The sequence below is a fragment of the Arachnia propionica genome (genome assembly GCF_003859805.1).
In the GTDB taxonomy this organism is placed as follows: domain Bacteria; phylum Actinomycetota; class Actinomycetes; order Propionibacteriales; family Propionibacteriaceae; genus Arachnia; species Arachnia propionica_C.
This window is the reverse complement of record NZ_RQZG01000012.1, coordinates 90,344-109,289: the sequence shown is the minus strand read 5'-3', so window position 1 is coordinate 109,289 and position 18,946 is coordinate 90,344. Positions and strand designations below refer to the sequence as shown.

13 protein-coding genes are annotated in these 18,946 nt (G+C 68.5%); 7 read left to right on the top strand and 6 right to left on the bottom strand.

Features of this window, described 5'->3' with window-relative positions; all coding sequences use genetic code 11:
- Positions 1-140 precede the first annotated feature (140 nt).
- From EII34_RS10935 to eccCa, 3 genes are all read right to left on the bottom strand, one after another.
- Positions 141-3,047, bottom strand: coding sequence for a hypothetical protein (locus EII34_RS10935; RefSeq protein ID WP_124845193.1), 2,907 nt, complete (start codon positions 3,045-3,047; stop codon positions 141-143).
- Positions 3,029-3,385, bottom strand: a complete 357-nt coding sequence (locus EII34_RS10930) for a hypothetical protein (RefSeq protein ID WP_124845192.1) — start codon at positions 3,383-3,385, stop codon at positions 3,029-3,031. The genes EII34_RS10935 and EII34_RS10930 overlap by 19 nt, the downstream gene beginning before the upstream one ends.
- 98 nt (positions 3,386-3,483) lie before the next feature.
- The gene (eccCa, locus tag EII34_RS10925; RefSeq protein WP_260425132.1) at positions 3,484-7,461 is read right to left on the bottom strand and encodes a type VII secretion protein EccCa; all 3,978 of its coding nucleotides are present in this window, start codon (positions 7,459-7,461) and stop codon (positions 3,484-3,486) included.
- Between the two features lie 125 nt (positions 7,462-7,586).
- On the opposite strand from eccCa, the gene EII34_RS10920 reads away from it, so the two are divergent.
- Together EII34_RS10920 and EII34_RS10915 are read left to right on the top strand one after the other, a co-directional pair.
- Positions 7,587-8,927, top strand: coding sequence for a hypothetical protein (locus EII34_RS10920; RefSeq protein WP_124845190.1), 1,341 nt, complete (start codon positions 7,587-7,589; stop codon positions 8,925-8,927).
- Positions 8,924-9,853 carry a hypothetical protein gene (locus EII34_RS10915; protein WP_124845189.1) on the top strand — a complete coding sequence of 310 codons (930 nt, stop codon included), beginning with the start codon at positions 8,924-8,926 and terminating at the stop codon, positions 9,851-9,853. The genes EII34_RS10920 and EII34_RS10915 overlap by 4 nt, the downstream gene beginning before the upstream one ends.
- Positions 9,854-10,241: 388 nt before the next feature.
- Here the strand turns inward: EII34_RS10915 and EII34_RS10910 are convergent, their stop codons facing one another.
- Together EII34_RS10910 and EII34_RS10905 are read right to left on the bottom strand one after the other, a co-directional pair.
- On the bottom strand, positions 10,242-10,535 hold the full coding sequence (locus EII34_RS10910; protein ID WP_124845188.1) for a WXG100 family type VII secretion target: 294 nt from the start codon (positions 10,533-10,535) through the stop codon (positions 10,242-10,244).
- 24 nt (positions 10,536-10,559) lie between these two features.
- A complete protein-coding gene (locus EII34_RS10905) occupies positions 10,560-10,871 on the bottom strand; it encodes a WXG100 family type VII secretion target (protein WP_185711303.1) in 312 nt (103 codons plus the stop codon).
- A 251-nt stretch (positions 10,872-11,122) separates the two neighbouring features.
- Here EII34_RS10905 and EII34_RS10900 point away from each other — a divergent pair, with 251 nt between their 5' ends.
- From EII34_RS10900 to EII34_RS10890, 3 genes are read left to right on the top strand one after another with little or no spacing between them, the layout of a single operon-like run.
- Positions 11,123-12,436, top strand: a complete 1,314-nt coding sequence (locus EII34_RS10900; protein WP_124845186.1) for an EsaB/YukD family protein — start codon at positions 11,123-11,125, stop codon at positions 12,434-12,436.
- Positions 12,436-13,800 carry a type VII secretion protein EccB gene (gene eccB / locus EII34_RS10895; protein ID WP_185711302.1) on the top strand — a complete coding sequence of 455 codons (1,365 nt, stop codon included), beginning with the start codon at positions 12,436-12,438 and terminating at the stop codon, positions 13,798-13,800. The genes EII34_RS10900 and eccB overlap by 1 nt, the downstream gene beginning before the upstream one ends.
- Positions 13,776-15,002 (top strand): S8 family serine peptidase, encoded by a 1,227-nt coding sequence (locus tag EII34_RS10890; RefSeq protein ID WP_124845184.1) that lies wholly within the window; start codon positions 13,776-13,778, stop codon positions 15,000-15,002. The genes eccB and EII34_RS10890 overlap by 25 nt, the downstream gene beginning before the upstream one ends.
- Before the next feature lie 606 nt (positions 15,003-15,608).
- On the opposite strand, the gene EII34_RS10885 is transcribed toward EII34_RS10890, so the two are convergent.
- On the bottom strand, positions 15,609-16,799 hold the full coding sequence (locus EII34_RS10885; RefSeq protein ID WP_395858084.1) for a Gfo/Idh/MocA family protein: 1,191 nt from the start codon (positions 16,797-16,799) through the stop codon (positions 15,609-15,611).
- 200 nt (positions 16,800-16,999) lie between these two features.
- Between EII34_RS10885 and EII34_RS10880 the strand changes: the two genes are divergently transcribed.
- Both EII34_RS10880 and EII34_RS10875 read left to right on the top strand, forming a co-directional pair.
- On the top strand, positions 17,000-17,929 hold the full coding sequence (locus EII34_RS10880; RefSeq protein ID WP_124845182.1) for a TIM barrel protein: 930 nt from the start codon (positions 17,000-17,002) through the stop codon (positions 17,927-17,929).
- A gap of 9 nt (positions 17,930-17,938) precedes the next feature.
- Positions 17,939-18,943, top strand: a complete 1,005-nt coding sequence (locus EII34_RS10875; protein ID WP_124845181.1) for a Gfo/Idh/MocA family protein — start codon at positions 17,939-17,941, stop codon at positions 18,941-18,943.
- Positions 18,944-18,946: the final 3 nt, after the last annotated feature.

Here is an 18,946-nt window from a genome sequence, read left to right as displayed (position 1 = left end):
GCTGCGTCGCCCAACTGTTCGGCAGAGCCTCCTCCTTCGGAAACACCTGACACCCAGCAAGACACAGAGCACCCCCCAGCACCATCACCACAGGCCACACCACACGACCCGGCCATCGAAACCGGAGTGCCACGCCCCACTCACCTCCTCCTCTGACGACTCGGATGCTCCGCATACTCCTGCCTCTCGTCATTCAACTTCTCATCGACCACGCTGATGAGCTCGTCATACCCGGCGCCAAACCCATCCCTTTGACTCAGATATGTTCTGTAGGCCTCCCGGGCCTTGGGGTGGGTGTCCCACCACCTCTCGGCGAACATATTCTCTGAGATATCTTGATGGTCAACCTGAGCCCTCTTCACAAAGTCCACTGGGACCTCCCCGGACTCAGCGGGATGTCCACGCAGCCTCCCGCCCTCATACACGACCCCAGCCAGGATGGATTTCATGACATCTTCCAATGAATCATCGTGCTCTGCCCTCTTGGCTCGCGCATCAGCAGCAGCATTCTCCGCAAAGATGTCCGTCATGGCGTCGTTGGCCGCCTTGTGGTAGGCCCGATCCACCCACGGCTGCGCCGATTTGCTGAAACCAAGGGCACCACCAACTTTGGTGCCACCGACAACGAACTCCGCCATCGCCTTGATCCGGCGCTTCATCGCGTCCTTGGCCTCTCCGATCGAGACATCAGCATCCGAATCAGAGGCATCCATCAGCAGCAACACACTCGCGGAGTCGTCAATGACCTTGTCCACATCCTGTTTCCGGGTTTCATTCAGTTCCTTGTCCCCCGCCTGCCACAGAACACCTTCCAGCAGTTCAGGATCATCCTTGGTCGGCGCCCGGAACGCATGCCACAGGTTTTCCTCATACCCCTGGAAGGCTGCATGCATCAGGACCTCACTGGCCGGGGGCTTCCCATGGGGCATCACATCATCCGTTGGATCGTCCGGAGTTGAATTGACATCGACCCTGTCATCCAGGGCAATGTCGGTGAAGATCCCATCATAGCCACGCAGCTTCTCCAAGAAGCCTCGAGACACGAGCAGCTTGGGACGATCCCGCAAGTCGTCACGGACCACGGTGACACCTTCATCCCCACCGAGACCGCCAGCGGAGATCGACTCCCCCATGTCCGAGATGTACGGGGCGAGGATCTGCCCAGACCAGTTCCGAAGCGCCTTGTTGCCCTCACCAAAATCATGCCGCCCAGTGACAGCGTTGCGTCCCGAGCGCTCCAGACCGTCCTGATAACCCTCCATGAACTCTGCGGCCACGACGGCAGCCTTCCGCTGCCTGCTGTCGAACCACGCCCCCCGCTCATCCCCGATCACCTCGGTGGCGACATGTCTCGTGCCGAAATCCGAGAGCTCAGCGATCAGCCTCCCCAAGGCATCCCCACCATCCGGCGGGATGTGGTGTGGGCTCCAGCGATGTCCGGTCAGGTACCGGGTCATGGTCATCGGATCATCCTCGGTCTCCGCGACATCCAGTTCCTCCGGAACATCACGGAGCATGAACTCCTGAACCGCATCGAATCGCTTCGCATCAGCCTCCTCGAATCCCTGCCATGACCGCGGAATCCTCGCCGGACCATGCTCAGGGACCACCGGTGCGTCCATCAGCGAGAACATTCCCTCCACGAAACCAGCACGGACCCGCTTACCGTCCACCGTGATCTCTGGCATGAGCCGATCCTGATGATCCTGCACACCAGGCCCCTGAGCTTTCTCAATGTCCGAGTAGTAGCGGTGTTCGAAGATCAACAGGTCCTCAGCAATTGACTGCCCAGCCTCAGGCTCTTCGAAAAAGTCTGGCCCAAATGCCAAGCCCTGATACTTGTTTCCCGCAGCCGCAAACATGAGCCCAAGATATTCATAGCCCTGGTCACGCTGGATGTCGGCGCTGCTCATGTTGCCAGCCATGGCTTGGTTGTACCGATCCATGTCCAGTCTTGCGTTCCCCGCTGTCTTCCACTCTTCCGCACGCTGCTGCCACAGCTCTTCCATCGTCAGTCCACCCGACGTCAGCAACCCCGGCCGGAACGCCTGATACGTTTCCCATCGATTCGGGTCAGCAGCCGCATCAATACCCCCAGTCGACATCACGAACGCATACCCCAGGCCAGCAGCCAACTCCTCGACGACATCCCGGTATTCATCAGTCGTCGATGCTTCCCCGAACTCATATGGCGCCCCACACCGCATGTGATCAGCATCACTGAGAAACTGCAGGATCTGTTCCGGTGACACGTACTCGTTCAGCGCGGTCATGAAGTACGGATCATCGAAGCGATCCTTGTACCTGTCATAGAACTCGACCACCCGATCCGCGTCCACCGTCTCATGATCGTCGAAGTAGTCAGCCGCATCCCTCGCCTGCTCCCGGGCGAACTCGTACTCCGTCTGCGCATCCACCAGCGGGATGTCATCGAAAAACAACGATGCCAACTCGGCCCGGCTGCCACCACTCTCGGTCCAACCATCCACCCCGATCTCCTGATCCAGCACCGCCTGCATCGCCGTCGCGACACGAGCCGCCAGATCATCAAGCTCCGTCATCACCCTCTTGTACTCAGTCAACACCTCCTGCTGCGCCGCTTCACGCTCCGCATCCGCAAGGAAACACTCAAAGATGGACGTCTCTTCAGGGTCGCGCGGCTCGAACACACCGCCCTTGCTCCCACGCATCCAGTCGTTCAGCGCCTGAATCCTGCGTTCATACACGCGCTGCGCCTCTTCATACCGCTCATGCAGCTCCGGCACCACCCGCACCGTCACATCCCCCACCTGGACCGACCACTCCTCCAGGTGCGACGCACACACCCCGATCGCACCCGCAATCCCCCTCACCTTCCCACCCAAGGCCCGGATCGACTCCGTGTAGGCATCCGCCGCCTCACCGATCCACCCCGGCACCTCCCCCTGGAACCCCGCCACCTGGGTGTCCGACAACCGCCGCACCACCTGCCCCAGCATCGTGGCCACCCCTCCGGCACGCATGTGGTTCACACCCTCCGGCGGCGGCATCAGATCGGCTGCACCCACGTCGGACCTCCCATCCGCTCGCTGATCTGCTGATACGCCCCAGAACTGGCGCTCTCCGTGGCATCCATGTCCACAATCGCCGACTCCTGCCCGGACCCCAGGATCGCAGCGGCATCAGAACACTCCGCCACCATCATCTGCACCGTGGTGAAACACCGACCCACCGCAGCCTCCAAGGCCGAGGCACCAGAGGCCAGGTACTCACCCACCGGCGTCGCGACCCCGGAGACCGTCACACCGACGAACGACCCCGCGATCTCACCGATCGTCGCCGCATCCGTCCAGTCCCGCTTCGCACTGACCCCCACGGCATCACGGTCAAACACCAGATCCGACACCACACCTCCTCATCGAGTCCGCTGCCAACAGCAGGACCAATGTAACGGCCCCCGGGAGCACCGGACAAGACCGCCCCCAGCTCCCCGACCCGCGGCGCTCACTCCACCGGCGGGCAGAACGGCAACTGAGCCATGAAATGGCCCAGATCCCGGTGGAACACCTGGGCGCGACCCGCCGGGAGCTTCGACGGCTTCGCCCGCCCCAGCAACATCCCCTCATCCGGGTTCCCGGACATCATCAACCCCGTCGCGTCGAGGTCCCGCAGCCCCTGCAGCAGCGGGTCGTACATCGCACGCGACGCCCCGCCCATCCGTCGCGCGATCACGACGTGGAAGCCGATGTCCAGGGCCTGAGCCAGCAACGGCTGCAGCACCGCCAGCGGATTGCCGGACTGTGTCGCCACCAGGTCGTAGTCGTCGACGATGATCCACCCCTCGGCGCCACGCCACCAGGAACGCTCCCGCAGCTGCTTGGTCGTCACCCCCGCACCCGGCAGCCGACTCCGCAGGTACTGGGCCAGCTCCTTGACGTACCCCTCGGTCTGATCCGGATTCGTCAGGTACTGCGCCAGGTACTCCTCCGGCACATCCCCCAGCAGCGACCTCCGGTAGTCGACCACGAAGAACTGCGCCTGATCCGGGGTGGCAAGACGCATCACCTCCTGCACCACCCCGCGCAGGAACGACGTCTTGCCGCACCGGCCGTCCCCGAACACGAACAGGTGACCCTCACGACGCGGATCGAAGGTCCACGCCCCCAGCCGGGTCTCCTCCACCCCCAGGGCCAACCGCCCGGGGTCCGTGCTGAGCGCCCGCACCTCGTCCAACGACACCATCGTCGGCAGCAACCTCAGCTTCGGCCCCGGCGACGGCGCCGCCTCCGCAATCGCGGCAAGCGCATGCGTCACCCCGTTGACCAACGTTCCCGGATCGGGGTCACCGTCGATCCTCGGCAACGCCGACAACACATGATGGTGCCCCGCATCCTGGCCCCGCCCCGGACGCGAGTGCGGCACCGTCCCGGCCACCTTCCGGTCGAACTGGGAGTCGAAGGAGTCGCCCAGCCTCAGCTCCACCCGCGACCCGAGCGCATCCGCCACCTGCTGCCGCATGTCCATCCACCGGCTCGTCGCCACCATCACGTGCACCCCGAACGACAACGCCCGGCCCATCAGCCCGATGATCCGGCCATCCATCCCCTCGAAATCCGTCTTCAACGTCGCCCAGCCGTCGACCACCAGGAACACGTCACCGTACCCGTCGTCGAACCTGCCCTCCGCACGTCCCGTCCGGTAGCTCTCCATCGAATCGATCCGATGCTGCCTGAAGAACCGCTCCCGATCATCGATGAGCGCCTCCACCTCCGCCAGCATCCGGTTCATCACGTCCCGCCGGTCCCGCGACGCCACCCCGGCCACGTGCGCGGCCCCCTCGAACGGCGTGAACGTGCCACCACCCAGATCGATGATGTAGAACTGCACCTCCTGCGGGGTGTGGGTGAGGCTCAGCGCCATCACCACCGAACGCAGCACCGTCGACTTCCCCGCCAACGGGCCACCGATCACCCCGAAATGCCCCTTCGCCCCCGAGAGGTCGAACTCCAGGACATCACGACGCTGCTCCAGCGGCAGGTCGACGACACCGGCCGGGAACCTGAGCGGCCCCTTCGCCCGCCACGACGGGGAGTGCAGCCCCAGCACCGGGTCCGCCACCAGATCCGGCATCAACTCGTCGAAGGTCGCCGGCACCTCCAACGGCGGCAACCAGATCTGGTGCGCCGGGGTTCCGTGCCCCTTCATCCGTGCCACCGCGATGTCGATCTGCGAGCGGCCACGCCACACGTCATCGCCCGCCACCGGGAGCTCCTCCGGGATCGCCGTCGGCTCCGGTCCATCCACCCGCCCGGTCGTGAACGGCAGGATCTGCACCGCCCCGCCCGGACGCGCCTCACCACCGCCACCCCTGCGAGCCGGGGGCGGGGCCGCGACGTACGACGCCCGGAACCGCACCATCTGCTCCGTGCCGGTCTTCAGATACCCGACCCCCGGGTACGGTGGCAGGTCGTAGGCGTCGGTGACCCCCAGCACCTCGCGCGACTCGGCGCCGGAGAACGTCCGCAGCCCGATCCGGTACGACAGGTGCGAGTCCAGCCCGCGCAGCCTTCCGGACTCCAACCGCTGCGACGACAACAGCAGGTGGATCGCCATCGAACGCCCCAACCGGCCGATCGCGACGAACAGCTCCACGAACTCCGGTTTCGCACTGAGCAGCTCCGAGAACTCGTCGAGGATGATGAACAGCACCGGCAACGGCGGTCCGTCGTGCACCCCCGCCAGCCGACCCTGCTCATAGTCGGTGACATTGGCGTAGTTCCCGGCACGGCGCAGCAGTTCCTGCCGACGCACCATCTCACCGCGCAGCGCCTCCTGCATCCGGTCGACCAGCGACAGCTCCGACTCCAGGTTCGAGATCATCGCGGAGACGTGCGGCAGGTCCGCCATCCCCGCGAACGTCGCCCCGCCCTTGAAGTCGACGAGCACGAAGTTCAGCTGGTCCGGGCCGTGCGTCAACGCCATCGCGAGCACCAACGTGCGCAGCACCTCGGACTTGCCCGACCCCGTCGCCCCGATGAGCAGGCCGTGCGGCCCCATCCCCTGCTGCGCGGACTCCTTGATGTCCAGCACCACGGCAGCCCCCTCCGGGGTCACCCCGAACGGCACCCGCAGCAGATCCCGGCCCTCCCGGCGACGCCACCGTCGCTCCGGGTCGAAGTCACGGATGTCACCACACCCGATCAGCTCCATCAGGTCCTGGGACCGTTTCGGGTCCGGCTTGCCCACCGGGGAGTCCGTCTCCGGGCGCGACTCCTTCGTCCACGCCACCATGCGACGCGCCACCGCCTCCGCCTGCGGCACCTCCATCAGGTCGGGCACCGCGTGGATCGGCTGCTGGTCCAGCAGCAGCAGCTCCAGGTTCGCCGCCCCAGCACCGTCACCACCGCGCAGGATCAGGCGCAGCACAAAACGGGAGGTCAACGCTCCCCACGACGTCACCGGTGTCACGACGCTGACCCCCGCCACCCCGTCGGGCCTGCCCAACGGGTGCAGCGCGGGAAGCTCAACCCCGTCCAGCACCAGCATCAACTGGGGCCACGGGGTGCCCTCACCACGCGGCTGGAACGCCCCACGTGTCAGGAACTCCTCCCCCAGCATCCGGGTCAGCTCCACCAGGTCCGAGGTCACCATCCTGGCCCCGCCCAGTGCGTCACCCACCTTCTCGGAGCGGGCGTGCGGCAACCACTTCACCCACTCCCAGTGCTTCTTCGCCGCCTCATCGCACAGCACCGCGACCCGGAGCAGATCCGGGCTGCTCAGCGTCGCCCCATGGGCGATCATCGCGCGGATCGAGGCCCGCGCCCTTGACGCGTCACCCGCCACCTCGATGCGGCTGAAGTCTCCCAGCATCACCCCGAAGGGCAACCGCTCCACCGTCGCATGGGTGTCGATGAACCGACGCATCGCCGACAGGCACACCACGTCCGGTTTCGCCAACGGCGGCAGCTCCGGCTCCACCAGTTCCATCGACAACGGCTGCGTCGACGAGCCGATCCTCACCTGCGTCGCGGTCTCGTCGGACACCTGACGCTCCCACAGGCGGCTCCCCTCCTGGGTGATCAGCACCAGGGAGTCCGGCTCCGGCAGGTGCCATCCCACGTAGTCACGTTGGCGTCTCGCAGCGGTCCGCACGGTGGCGCGGGTCTGCGTCAGGTAGGCCAGGTACTCACGACGTGTCGTGTCCACCTTCCGCCGATGCGTGGCCACCTGCCGATGGATGTTGAAACCGACCATCCCCAGCATCGCGAACACCATCCCGCCCGCCATGAGCAACATCCGCGTGTTCTGGGTCTGGGAGAAGGCCATGAACACCATGACCCCCATCGAGCCCATCATGGGAAGCGCCATCGCCAGGACGTTGCCCATCCCGGCAGCCTCCACCTGGTCCGGTGGGGACTGCACCTCGATGGTGCCCGACGGCAGCTCAGGGGCCTTCGACAGATCATCCCGCGTGGGTCGCACCACTGTCCGTACCGCCCTCTCGCACGTTTCGGCCGCCTGTGGGCGGTGCCGGAGGTGTCCACATACTATCGTCAGAGCATTGACCGGCCACAGTGGGAAACCGCGACGACCCGAGGGAGGAACGGATGGCGACGACGCTCACGTCCACCACCATCCGGTGCGGTGCCCGGACCTTCGACGTCGCCGTCCCGGAGGGCACGACGGTGGGCTCGGTCATCCACATGCTGGGCGCTGTGCCCGCGCAGGGGCCGTTCCAGGTCACCCGGGCCGACGGTGGTGCCGTCACCCCGAGCATGCGGCTGGGGCACGACCTGGCCTCCGGCACCCTCCTGCACGTCGCCGCCCGGGGCGACACCGACCCCGCTGAACACTCTGCCGCATCCGCCGGGGAACACCACTGGGTGCCGGCCGCCATCGTGACGGCCCTCACCCTGAGCGTGGTCACGGCGTCGGAGATCACCTTCCTGATCGGTCCCGCCCTGGGCTGGTGGCCGGTCCCGGGGTGGCTCCGGGCCGCGACGGCGGTGGTGTGTGGGCCGGTGCTGGTGGTCGCGCTGCTGCCCGCCACACTGCGCCGTAGCCCGTGGGGGCTCCCGACGGTCACGGCGCTGCTGGGGGTCACCAGCGTGGTGGTGGTGCCCTTCGTCGGTGGCTTCACCGCACTCATGGTCGCGGCCCTGGTGGGGTGGGCCGCGTTGGGTGCGACCCTGCTGGTCTGGGCGCTGGACCGCAGCAGGCTGGCGGCCGCCACGGCCGTGGTGTGGTGGCTCTCAGCCCTGACCTTCACCGTCGCCGGTCTCACCGACGTGCACCTGCCCACCCTGGCCGCGCTGCTGCTGGCCGCGGCGACGCTGAGCATCGGCCTGGTGCCCACCCTGGCGTTCCGGGCACCCGAGACGCAACTGCTCCACCTGCCCGCCGTGACCACCTCCAGCGCGACGGTGCGGGCCCCGAAGGTGCTGCCCCCGGCCAGGATCACCGGCCCCCGGGTGAGGCGTTCACTCCGGGACGCCGAGGCCCGCAGCCAGTTGCTGCTGCTGACCGCCTCCACGGTGGCCGCGGTGACCGCGTTCCCCGCCGCCACCCTCGCGCGGCCCGGCAGCCCTGCCGGCTGGGCGGGCCTGGTCCTGCTGCTGTGCGCCTGCCTGGGACTGCTGCTGACACCGCGGGGCTCGCGCGACCGGCTCACCCGGATCCTGCCCCGTGTGGCCGCGGTGGCCGTCGTCATGGCCCTGCTCACCTCGTCGTGGGTGCTGACGGGGCTCGGCGGTCACGCAGCGGCCGCCGTCGCCGTCGGGTTGGCGGTCGCATCGGGGCTGGGCGTGGTGGTCATGACCCGGGGGCGTGAGTCCGCGTGGCTCGGCCACATCGGGGATCTCGCCCAGCGGACGAGTCTGCAGCTGGTGCTGCCCGCCGCGGTCCTGGCCGGGCACCTGTTCGAGACGATGTGGCGGGTGATGTCATGACCGGTGCCGTCGCTCCCGACGAGCGGCCGGAGTTCCCTCCCGCGACGACGGTGCAGCAGTGGGTCGGCCCGTTGCTGGACGTGATGCTGCTGGGGGTCGTCGCCTGGACCACGTGGTGGCTGAGCCGTTCGGTGGTGCTCGTGACCCTGACGGCGCTGGAGGCCATGGTGGTGCTGCTGCTGGTGGTCGCCCACTCCGGTCGCAGCCCGGGTGGCCTGGTCGTCGGTGCTGCCCGGGTGCGGCAGGGCAGCACGCGCGCCCCCGGTCTGGGGTTGGGGTTGCTGCGCAGTGAGGCGATCGATCTGCGACGTGACGCCTGGCAGCGGGCCGAACAGCGAGCCGAACGTCGTCGGGCCCGGGCTGCGCAGACCGCTTCCCCGCCGCCTCGGGTCGCCGTGGTGACCCGACCCACCCGGACGGCCGCGACGGCACCGTCGCCGTGGAGTCCCGTCCCGATACCCAGCCCGGCCACCATCCCCACTCCGGCGCCGTCCCCGACGCCCGTGGCACCCCCTGCTCCGGGGCCGTCCCGGAGTGCGTCCCCCGCCCCGGCGGAGTCGATCTGGGCACCGCCGTCGTCGATGCTGCCCCGCCCCGTCGTCCCGCACCTGGTGCTGCCGACGGGGGAACGCGTCCCGGTGGACGTCACGCTGTACGTCGGCCGTTCCCCGCGGGTCAGCGCCCCGGATGCCAGGAGTGTCCCCATCCCGGAGGCGCCCGAGTCGCTGTCGCGCACCCATCTGGTGCTCTCCCCCGCCGAGGGCGGGGTGTGGGTGGAGGACGTCTCCGCCCACGGCTCCGAACTGCGTCACCGCAACGGCGAACGCCACCGCCTGGCCCCGGGCGAACGCACCCGGGTGAGCGTCGGCACCCAGATCGTGGTGCAGGGGGTGCTGCTGCGGATCACCGCAGGTGACCTGTCGTGATCCCGCGATGAGCCCGGCCCCCAACGGACCTGGCCCACCCCATACTTCCAGCCCTGCCTCCTTCTCCCCCACCTCCCACCTCACCCACCTCGCCTCTCCCCCACCTCACCTCCCCCTGGTTTGCCTGCCTTGTGACGGGTTCGCCTGTCCTGAGGGAGAAGTGCCTGTCTTGTTTCGAATTGCCTGTCTTATTGGACAGGCAATTCGATTTTAGGCAGGCAAACCCCACCCAAGGCAGGCGAAACTGCAGCAACACAGGCACTTCTGACCCGGGGCGGCGAAACGACGGGTCGGTCCGGTCAGTCCGACGGGTCGGTTCGATCAGTCCGACGACACGACGCAGGCGCGGCCCCACGTCACCACGTGGGGCCGCGCCTGATCCCTGTCGTCAGAGCATCCGCTGCGCGTTGGCCCGGTCGGTGTCGGCGTACTGCATCGCCGAGGCACCCACCTTCGCCTCCGTGTCGCCCAGGATCTCGTGCATCTGCGCCATCGAGGCGCTCCACCGCGCCTTGGCCTGGGCGAACGCCTCCTTCGCGTCGCCGTCCCAGTTGCCCCAGAGCTGGTTGGCCGTCGCCTCCAGATCGTCCAGCTGCGTCTGGATCTCCGCGGACTGCTGCCGCAGACCACCCCGGAGGGCCTCCATCGACGAGTAGTTGACCTTGATCTCACCAGTGCTCATGCTCGTTCTCCCTGTCTTCTCGTCTCAGCCCATCCGGCTCTGGATCTGGGTGTACACCGCGGTCTGCTCCTCCTCGGTGCGGACGTTCTCCGCATCCGTGATCCTGAGCTTGCCCGCCAGCTCCTCAAGAGCCGTGACGATGGGCCGCGCGGCCTCCGCCCAGCGATCCACGGTCGCCTGCATCGCGAGTGCCGCCGGGCCACCCCAACCCGCCGTCGAATCCCCCTTGTGGCTCACGACCGTATCGATCTTGGTCCGTACGGATGCCGCGACTTCCTCGGTCCGCTTGGCCGCTGACACCAGCGCCTGATCGACGACTCTCATCTGTTCTGCCATGGCTGTCCTCTCCGTCGAAGATCCGTCCACGCCGGGGTGGCCTGGAGCGGTGACAGCCATGAACTTACGGCCAAAAGGGGTCATCGCGAAAGTCCTGTCCGGGAGATTTCTGCCCCAGGAATCGACACACCTCACACATCTCGCCCTGACAAGGCACGACGCGGCGACGGTGGATCGGTGTCGATTCCTTCGGGCCAACCGGGTGGCAACCCCGCCTCCTCACCCGCCACACTGGAGCCCGAGGAGGAGCCATGTCGTCCACCAGATCCACCGATCTGCCACAGCTGCTGCCCATCACCGTGACCGCCCACGGGGAACAGGTGGACCTCAGTGTGCCCCCGGACATCGCCGTCGCGGAGCTGCTGCCCGGCATGGTGCGAGCGGTCAGCTCCCTCGACCCGACCTCCGCCACCCGGGGCTTCACACTGCGCACCGCCTCGGGGCGGGTCCTCTCCCAGGCACGTTCCCTGCCCGAGCAGGGCATCAGGGCCGGCGCGCTGCTGATGCTGGACGTCACCGGCGAGAGCCCCGACGACCAGCGCTACGACGACCTGGTCGAGGCCGTCGGCATCGCCGTAGCCGACCGTTCCACCCCGTGGAGCGAGCAGGACTCGGTGCAGCTGTCCGCCCACTGCGCCGCGTGCCTGGTGCTGCTGGCGGCCGTGCTGCTGGCGACGGGCAGCCGCGACGTCACCCTCACCGCGACCATCGGGATCGCAGGAGCGGGGCTCACCACCCTGGCCACCGCCGTCATCGCCCGCATCCCCAACCGTTCCGGCGCCCTGGCGCTCGGCCACACCGTCCCCGTCCTGCTCGGCTGCAGCGCCTTCGCGTGGGCCTCCGGTCCCTGGTTCGCCCTCCCCCTGATGGCCGCAGGAGCAGGTCTCGCCCTCGGCGCGACGGCCCTGCTGACCCTCCCCGCCGAACTCAAGGCCTCCCTGGCCGCACCGCTCACCACGGGACTCTCCCTCCTGCTTGCGGGTGGCCTGATCCAGCTCGGCCACACCCCACCGGAATCCGCAGGCGCCCTGGTCGTGGCGCTGCTGGTCGTGATCTCGCTCAGCGCACCGTGGGTCGCCATCGCACGTCTGCCGGTCTCCCTCGGCACCCGCGACGACCGGTCCCGCATCGACGGCGCCACCGTCGGTCGCGCCGTCGCCCTGGCCAGGACCCTGGTCATCTCGTTGAAGGCCGGGAGCAGCGTCGGTCTGCTGATCATGGCACCACTGCTCAGCACCTCGGCCGGAGGGATCGCGCTGCTCGCCACCGCCGGGGTGGCGCTGATGTTGGCCACCCGGGCGCTGCGGTCGTCAGTGGAGGTGCTGATCGGGGTGCTGACCGGCATGGTGCTCACCCTCGTCGCCGCGATCGCGACGAACCTCGTCCTGCCCGCCGCGTTGCCGTGGCTGCTGGGCGCGCTGCTCGTCACGGCGGGGCTGGTGCTGGCCGTCAACGTGGTCTCCCCCGCCCACCGCCCCGCATGGGCCCGCGTCGTCGACGCGGTGGGCGTGGTGGCGCTGCTGGCGCTGCTTCCCCTGGCCGCACTGGTGTGGGGGATCCTCTGATGCCCTCCCACAAGGAGATCCTGGAGGCCCAGAAGTACAACCGGCAACGCCTCGTGACCGCCTTCGCCTCGGGGGTCCCCGAGGGCAAGGAGGTGGAGCCCCGCTCGGCCTTCGCCCCGATGATGGTGGGTGTCGCCCTGGTGGCGGTGATGCTGCTGGTCGCGGTGATCCTCGGCTGGCTGTCACCGAAGCTGCCCCGCGACTGGCACAACTCCACCCTCATCGTCGTCAAGGGCTCCGGGGCGCGCTACTACAGCATCGACGCGGTGCTCCACCCCGTGACCAACATCACCTCGGCGAAGCTGCTGGCGGAGCGTGGCCGGTACCAGACCAGTGAGGTCTCCGCCGACACCATCGACGGCATCACCCGCGGTGCCCCCATCGGGTTGACCGGGGTGCCCGACGACGTCCCGTCGGCGAAGGACCTGCGCTCCGACCTGTGGTTGTCCTGCCCCCTGACCTCCGGCACCCACACCTGGGTGGCGGATCTTCCCACCGGGCACGTCAGACGCGACGCGGCGGTGGTGAGCACCGAGGACCAGCTGCACCTGGTCACCGACGGGGTCAGGCACCTCATCCCGCAGGAGCACCGGACGGCGGTGCTGCTGGCACTGGGGCTGGAGACCACCCCGCCGGTCACGGTGCCGGCCAGCTGGCTGGCCCTGTTCCCACCCGGCTCGGTGCTGCAGCCCCTGAGCGTCCCGGATGCGGGGCAGCCCGCCGCTGACATGCCACCGGCGCTGTCCGAGGCCGTGGTGGGCAGCGTCGTCGAGGTCGGCGACGGTGCCGCGAGTCGTCGCTACGTCATCACCGGGGCGGGACGGGCGGCCCCGTTGAGCCAGGTCGCGGCGAAACTGTACCCGTCGTCGGCACCACTGACCGCCTCGGTCAGTGACATGGCCGGCCTGGAGGTGGAGCATGCGGGCCTGGCCCCGGCGGACTGGCCCACCCAGATCCACGACGTCGTGCCGCCGGATGCCATCCCCTGCGCCAGCCTCAGCCGTGACGCGGCCGGTGAACCGCTGACCCTGCTGGGATCGATGGAACGCAACGCCCTGGCCGCCGCCCTGCCCGGCAACGGCACCGTCGAGGAGAAACTGAGCTCCGACAGGGCATCCAGTTCCGTGCTCGGCGGGTCCGGGGCGCTGGTGCGGGCGAATGCTGGTGGCGAGTTGGGGCAGGTGATGCTGGTCTCCGATCTGGGCCTGGTGCACGGGCTGGGGAACTCCCCCGAGGAGTCGTTGTCACGGCTGGGCTACGAGCAGGCACGCATCGTCGATCTCCCGGCGGAGTGGACCGGGCTGATCCCGCCGGGCACCACCCTCGACCCGGAGGGGGCGTGGGCGACGGTGGGGGTGCGGTGATGCGTCGGGTCGCGGCGCTGCTCGGGACGGCGGCTGCCGTGCTGACGACCTCCTGTCCGTTCCCGGCGTTCGCGGAGGAACCCCAGGACTGCCAGGTGGGGACGACCTCCTGGGTGGCGGGGCCACCGGCCGCGCTGGGCGTGCTCGGGATGGAGCGGGCGTGGCAGCTCACGCGCGGGGCGGTGACGGTCGCCGTCGTGGACTCCGGGGTGGCGGCCGACAACCCGCACCTGGGCGAGGCGGTGCTGCCGGGCCTCGACCTGACCGGGGAGGGCGACGCCCGGGTGGACGTGCAGGGGCACGGCACCGCCGTCGCGGGGCAGATCGCGGCACGGGCCGTCGACGGATCGGGGCTGGTGGGCGTGGCCCCGGAGGCGACGATCCTGCCGGTGCGGGTCTACACCGGCGACCGCAACAGCGACGTGCCGGAGCCGACACCGGAACTGACCGCGCAGGGCATCCGGTGGGCGGCCGAGCAGGGGGCGCAGGTGGTCGTGGTGCCGTTGGCGGCCACCGTCGACTCACCCGAGCTGCACGAGGCCGTCACCCACGCCACCGGGTTGGGCGCGCTGGTGGTGGCCCCTGCGGGAAACGTGGAGCGGGGCCGGGACCGCACGGGCCCCCGGTACCCGGCGGCCTACCCGGAGGTGTTGTCGGTGACCGCGACCTCCCTCGACGGTGTCCCGTCGGATGCGGTGGTCCACGGCCCACACGTGGAGGTCGCGGCACCGGGGGCAGAGGTGCTCACCACGTTCCTGGAGTGGGGTGACTGTGTGCTGGCAGGCGCTCAACCGGCGTCGTCGTTCGCGACGGGGTACGTGGGCGGGGTGGCGGCCCTGGTCGCGGCGGCCCATCCTGGGGAGTCCCCGGCGGACTGGGAGTACCGGATCCTCGCGACGGCGTTGCGGACGAACCGTGGCGCGCGGGACGACGTGCTGGGTTGGGGCCTGGTCGCGCCCCACGCGGCGTTGGCCCTCATCAACGACGGTGGCATGGTGGGGCCGCAGAACCCACGCTTCCCCGTCGTCGAACCGTCACCTGCCGAGGTGGTCACCCCACCGGCCGTCGCGCCCGACCTGATGCCCGCCCGGATGCGGGTCCTGGGTCTGGTGGTCGCGGCGGGCGCGGTGGTCAGCACGGGGATCCTGCTGGTGGCGCGGCTGGTCACCGGTCGCCGGGGATCGCGGCGTGCTGAACCGTGACCGCACCACCTCCTGCGCAGGAGTGGCCAAGCACCATCCCCCGATGTCGTCTTGTGGCACCCGACCACCTTTCTCGGCGATTCGTGATGAGACGAACCATGCTCCACCACTGGCCTGCTGCGTCCCGAAGGACGATGTCGGCACCTCGTGATGTCCTCGTCGCGGCTTGGCGGATGCACTGCGAGGGCGGATCGTCGCAGGGAACAGTGAAGTACCTGGCCAGAGCCATTTTGGCGCTTGCCTGAACACGCCTCCCGGAACCGTTGACCTTGGAGGAAACGGGGGAGGTACCTGGGGCACGTCAGGAATTCCTGCAACTGAATGAGAATCGGGGAGACATGCACAGAGGCAGAATCCACCGTTGGACGGGCAGAGGACTGATCCTGTCATCAGTGGTCACCACCAGCTTGGGTGCCGGCGCCATCTGGCTCGGAGCAGTGGCTGACGAGAGAAATCTGCCGGGGCACCCCGCACTCCCATGGCCGACCATCGGTTCCTTGGCGGGACTCATCTGCACTGCGGTTCCGGTTGCCGTGTGGCTGGCCGCCAGGGCTCCCGCTTCCAGTGCGCCACGAGGGGTTGACCCACCAGAGGCGGGCAGCCTGTTCAGTCGGCCCAGGTGGTCCTTCCGGTGACCTCGGGAACCCGGTGCCACTGGCCATCGGCCGCCGAACGGACCGCCGCCTCGTCGATCTCCGCCGCCGCCCAGCAGTCGGAGGCCGACGGGGCCAGCTGCTGGCCCGTGACCACCGAGCGGATGAACAGCGACGCCTCGACGGCCTTCATGTCGTCGAAGCCCATCGACGTGCCCGCACCGGGCTGGAACGTGGTGAAGTGGGGGAACTCCGGACCCGCCATCACGCGGGTGTAGCCCTGGAACTCCTGGTCACCACCGATGCAGACCTGGAGGTCGTTGAGGTGTTCGAAGTTCCAGCGCAGCGACCCGTTGGTGCCGTAGACCTCGATGACGTACTCGGCGCGCGGCCCCACCGCGATCCGGCTGGCCTCGAGCGTGGCGAAGGCCCCGCCCTCCAGCTTCGCCAGCACCGCCACGAGGTCCTCGTTCTCCACCGGCCCCATCTCGTCGGAGACCTCCCAGCCGGAGTGCCCCACCCCGATCTTGGTGGGGATCGGACGCTCCGTGATGAACTGCGCCGTCGTCGCCGTCACCGCGTCGATCCGCCCCACCAGGTACTGCATCAGGTCCGCGCCGTGGCTGAGCAGGTCACCCAGCACCCCGTGTCCGCACTTGGCGATGCTGTGCCGCCAGGTGAGCGGCCCCGTCGGGGAGCTCGCGTAGTCGGCGATCAGCCAGCATCGCACATTGGTGATCCGCCCGAGCCTGCCGTCGCGGATGAGCTGCCGGGCCCGCTGGATGGCCGGGGTGTGCCGGTAGTTGAACCCGACGGCGGTCACCAGTCCCGCCCGGTCCGCGGCCTCGGCGATCTCCTTGGACTCGGCGGCACTCACCCCCATCGGCTTCTCGATCCAGAACGGCTTGCCCGCTGCGATCGCCGCCATCGCCATCTCGTGGTGCAGGAAGTTCGGGGAGCAGATGCTCACCACGTCGACCTCGGGATCGGCCAGCAGCTCGTGGTAGTCGCGGTACGACCGCTCGAAGCCGAGGGACCGGACGGCCTCGGTGCACACGCTCTCCTGGGCGTCGGCGGCCGCGACGAGCCGCACCTCGACCCCGAGATCCTGGAACCGTTCCCTCAGGGCACGATAGCTGCGGGTGTGCAGCCGTCCCATCCAGCCCAGGCTGATGACCCCGACCCCGATGACCTTGTGTTCCACGTCGACCTCCACTCTGTGCACCCACTCCGGCGCTGTTTGTCCGCACATTAGCAGCACCACGCAACCTCCCGTGATCCGGGTTTCACAGCACGTCCACGACGCCACGGACCCGCGCGTCCACATCGTGTAGATCAATTGACAGAACATTTTGGGCTGCCTACGCTGAAGCTGCCCGAAGACGCGCATCACCCGGAAGGCCAATGATGGACAAGTCCCGCAACCCCGACCCCCGCTACCACAAGCTCACCCTCGGCGTGTGCCCCGACCAGTGGGGTGTGTGGTTCCCCGAGGACCCGCTGCAGATCCCGTGGGAGCAGGCCCTCGACCAGATGGCCGAGGCCGGGTTCTCCGTGATGGAGACCGGCCCGTTCGGCTACTTCCCCACCGACCCGAGGCGACTGGCCGAGGAGATGGGGGCCCGCGGCTTCCGGGTCGTCGCCGGAACCGCCTGGGGCATCCTGCACCAGGCAGAGGCCTGGGCCGACACCGAGGCGCTGTTCCGCCGGGTCGGTGAGACCCACGCCGCCGTCGGCGCCGAGTACGTCGTCCACCTGCCACCGATGTTCCGCGACGAACACACCGGCGAGTTCACCGATGTCCGCCATCTCGACGGCGAGGCCTGGGAGCTCTACATCACCAATGCCAACCGGCTGGGCCGGATGATGAAGGAGGACTACGGGCTGAAACTGGTCCTCCACCCCCACGGCGACTCCCACATCGAGACCCGCCAGGACATCGACCGGATCTTCCAGGCCACCGACCCCGAGTACGTCGGTTTCTGCCTCGACACCGGGCACATCGTCTACGGCATGGCCGACAACATCGAGCTCATCAAGGACTACCCGGAGCGCATCTCCTACGTCCACATCAAGGCGATGGACCCGAAGATCGTCAAGCAGGCCCACGACGAGGACTGGCCCTTCGTCAAGGCCGTCAAGGCGGGATGCTCCGTGCCACCGCCGGAGGGGGAGCCCGACATGCCGTCCCTGGTGGAGGCGCTGGCCGACCTCGACAAGGAGCTCTACGTCATCTGCGAGCAGGACATGTACGGCTGCGACCCCTCCTACCCGCTGCCCAACGCCATCAAGGTCCGCGAGTACCTGGCCTCCATCGGCCTGGGTGTGAAGTGAGGTTGTGACATGACACTGCGCATCGGAATGATCGGCCCCGGCGGCATGGGGCAGGCCCACATCCACCGCATCCACTCGGTCATCGCGGGCGGGAGGGTCGTCGCCGTCGCGGACCTCAACGCCGACAACGCGGTCAAGGTGGCGGGGATGATCGACGGGCAGGCCTTCGGCAGCTCGGCCGAGCTCATCGCCTCGCCCGACGTGGACGCGGTGATGATCTGCAGCCACGGCCCCGCCCACGAGGCGGACGTCATCGCCGCGATCGAGGCGGGCAAGTACGTGTTCTGCGAGAAACCCCTCGCGCCGACCGCCGACGCCTGTCAACGCATCATGGCCGCCGAGCAGCACGCCGGGAAGCGCCTGGTCACCGTCGGTTTCATGCGCCGCTTCGACCCCTCCTACCAGGAGATGAAGGCCCTCTACGACGCCGGCGAGATCGGCGAGGCGCTCATGGTGCACAACGCCCACCGCAACCCCACCGTGCCGGAGTCGTACACCTGGGACATGGCCATCAACGACACCGCGATCCACGAGATCGACACCATGCGGTGGCTGCTGGGTGAGGAGTTCACCCGGGTCCGCGTCGACAAACCGAAACGCACCAGCCACCGGTTCCCGCACCTGCAGGACCCGCTGATCCTCATCCTGGAGACGACCTCCGGGGTGCGGGTCGACGACGAGGTGTTCGTCAACTGCCAGTACGGCTACGACATCCAGTGCGAACTGGTGGGTGAGACCGGTGCGGTGCGGCTCGGCGACCAGGAACTGGTGCAGCGCGCCGACCTGCAGGGGCGGCGCAACCGGTTGACCATGGACCACAACCAGCGCTTCGGCACCGCCTTCGTGCGCGAGGTGCAGGAATGGATCACCGCCGTCGCGAAGGACCGGCACACCGGCTCGTCCAGCTGGGACGGCTACGCGGCCGCCGCCGTGTGCGACGCGGGGGTGCAGGCCCTGGAGGTCGACGGCTGGGTGGACGTCGAGATGTTGCCGAAACCCGAGTTCTACGCCTGAGGA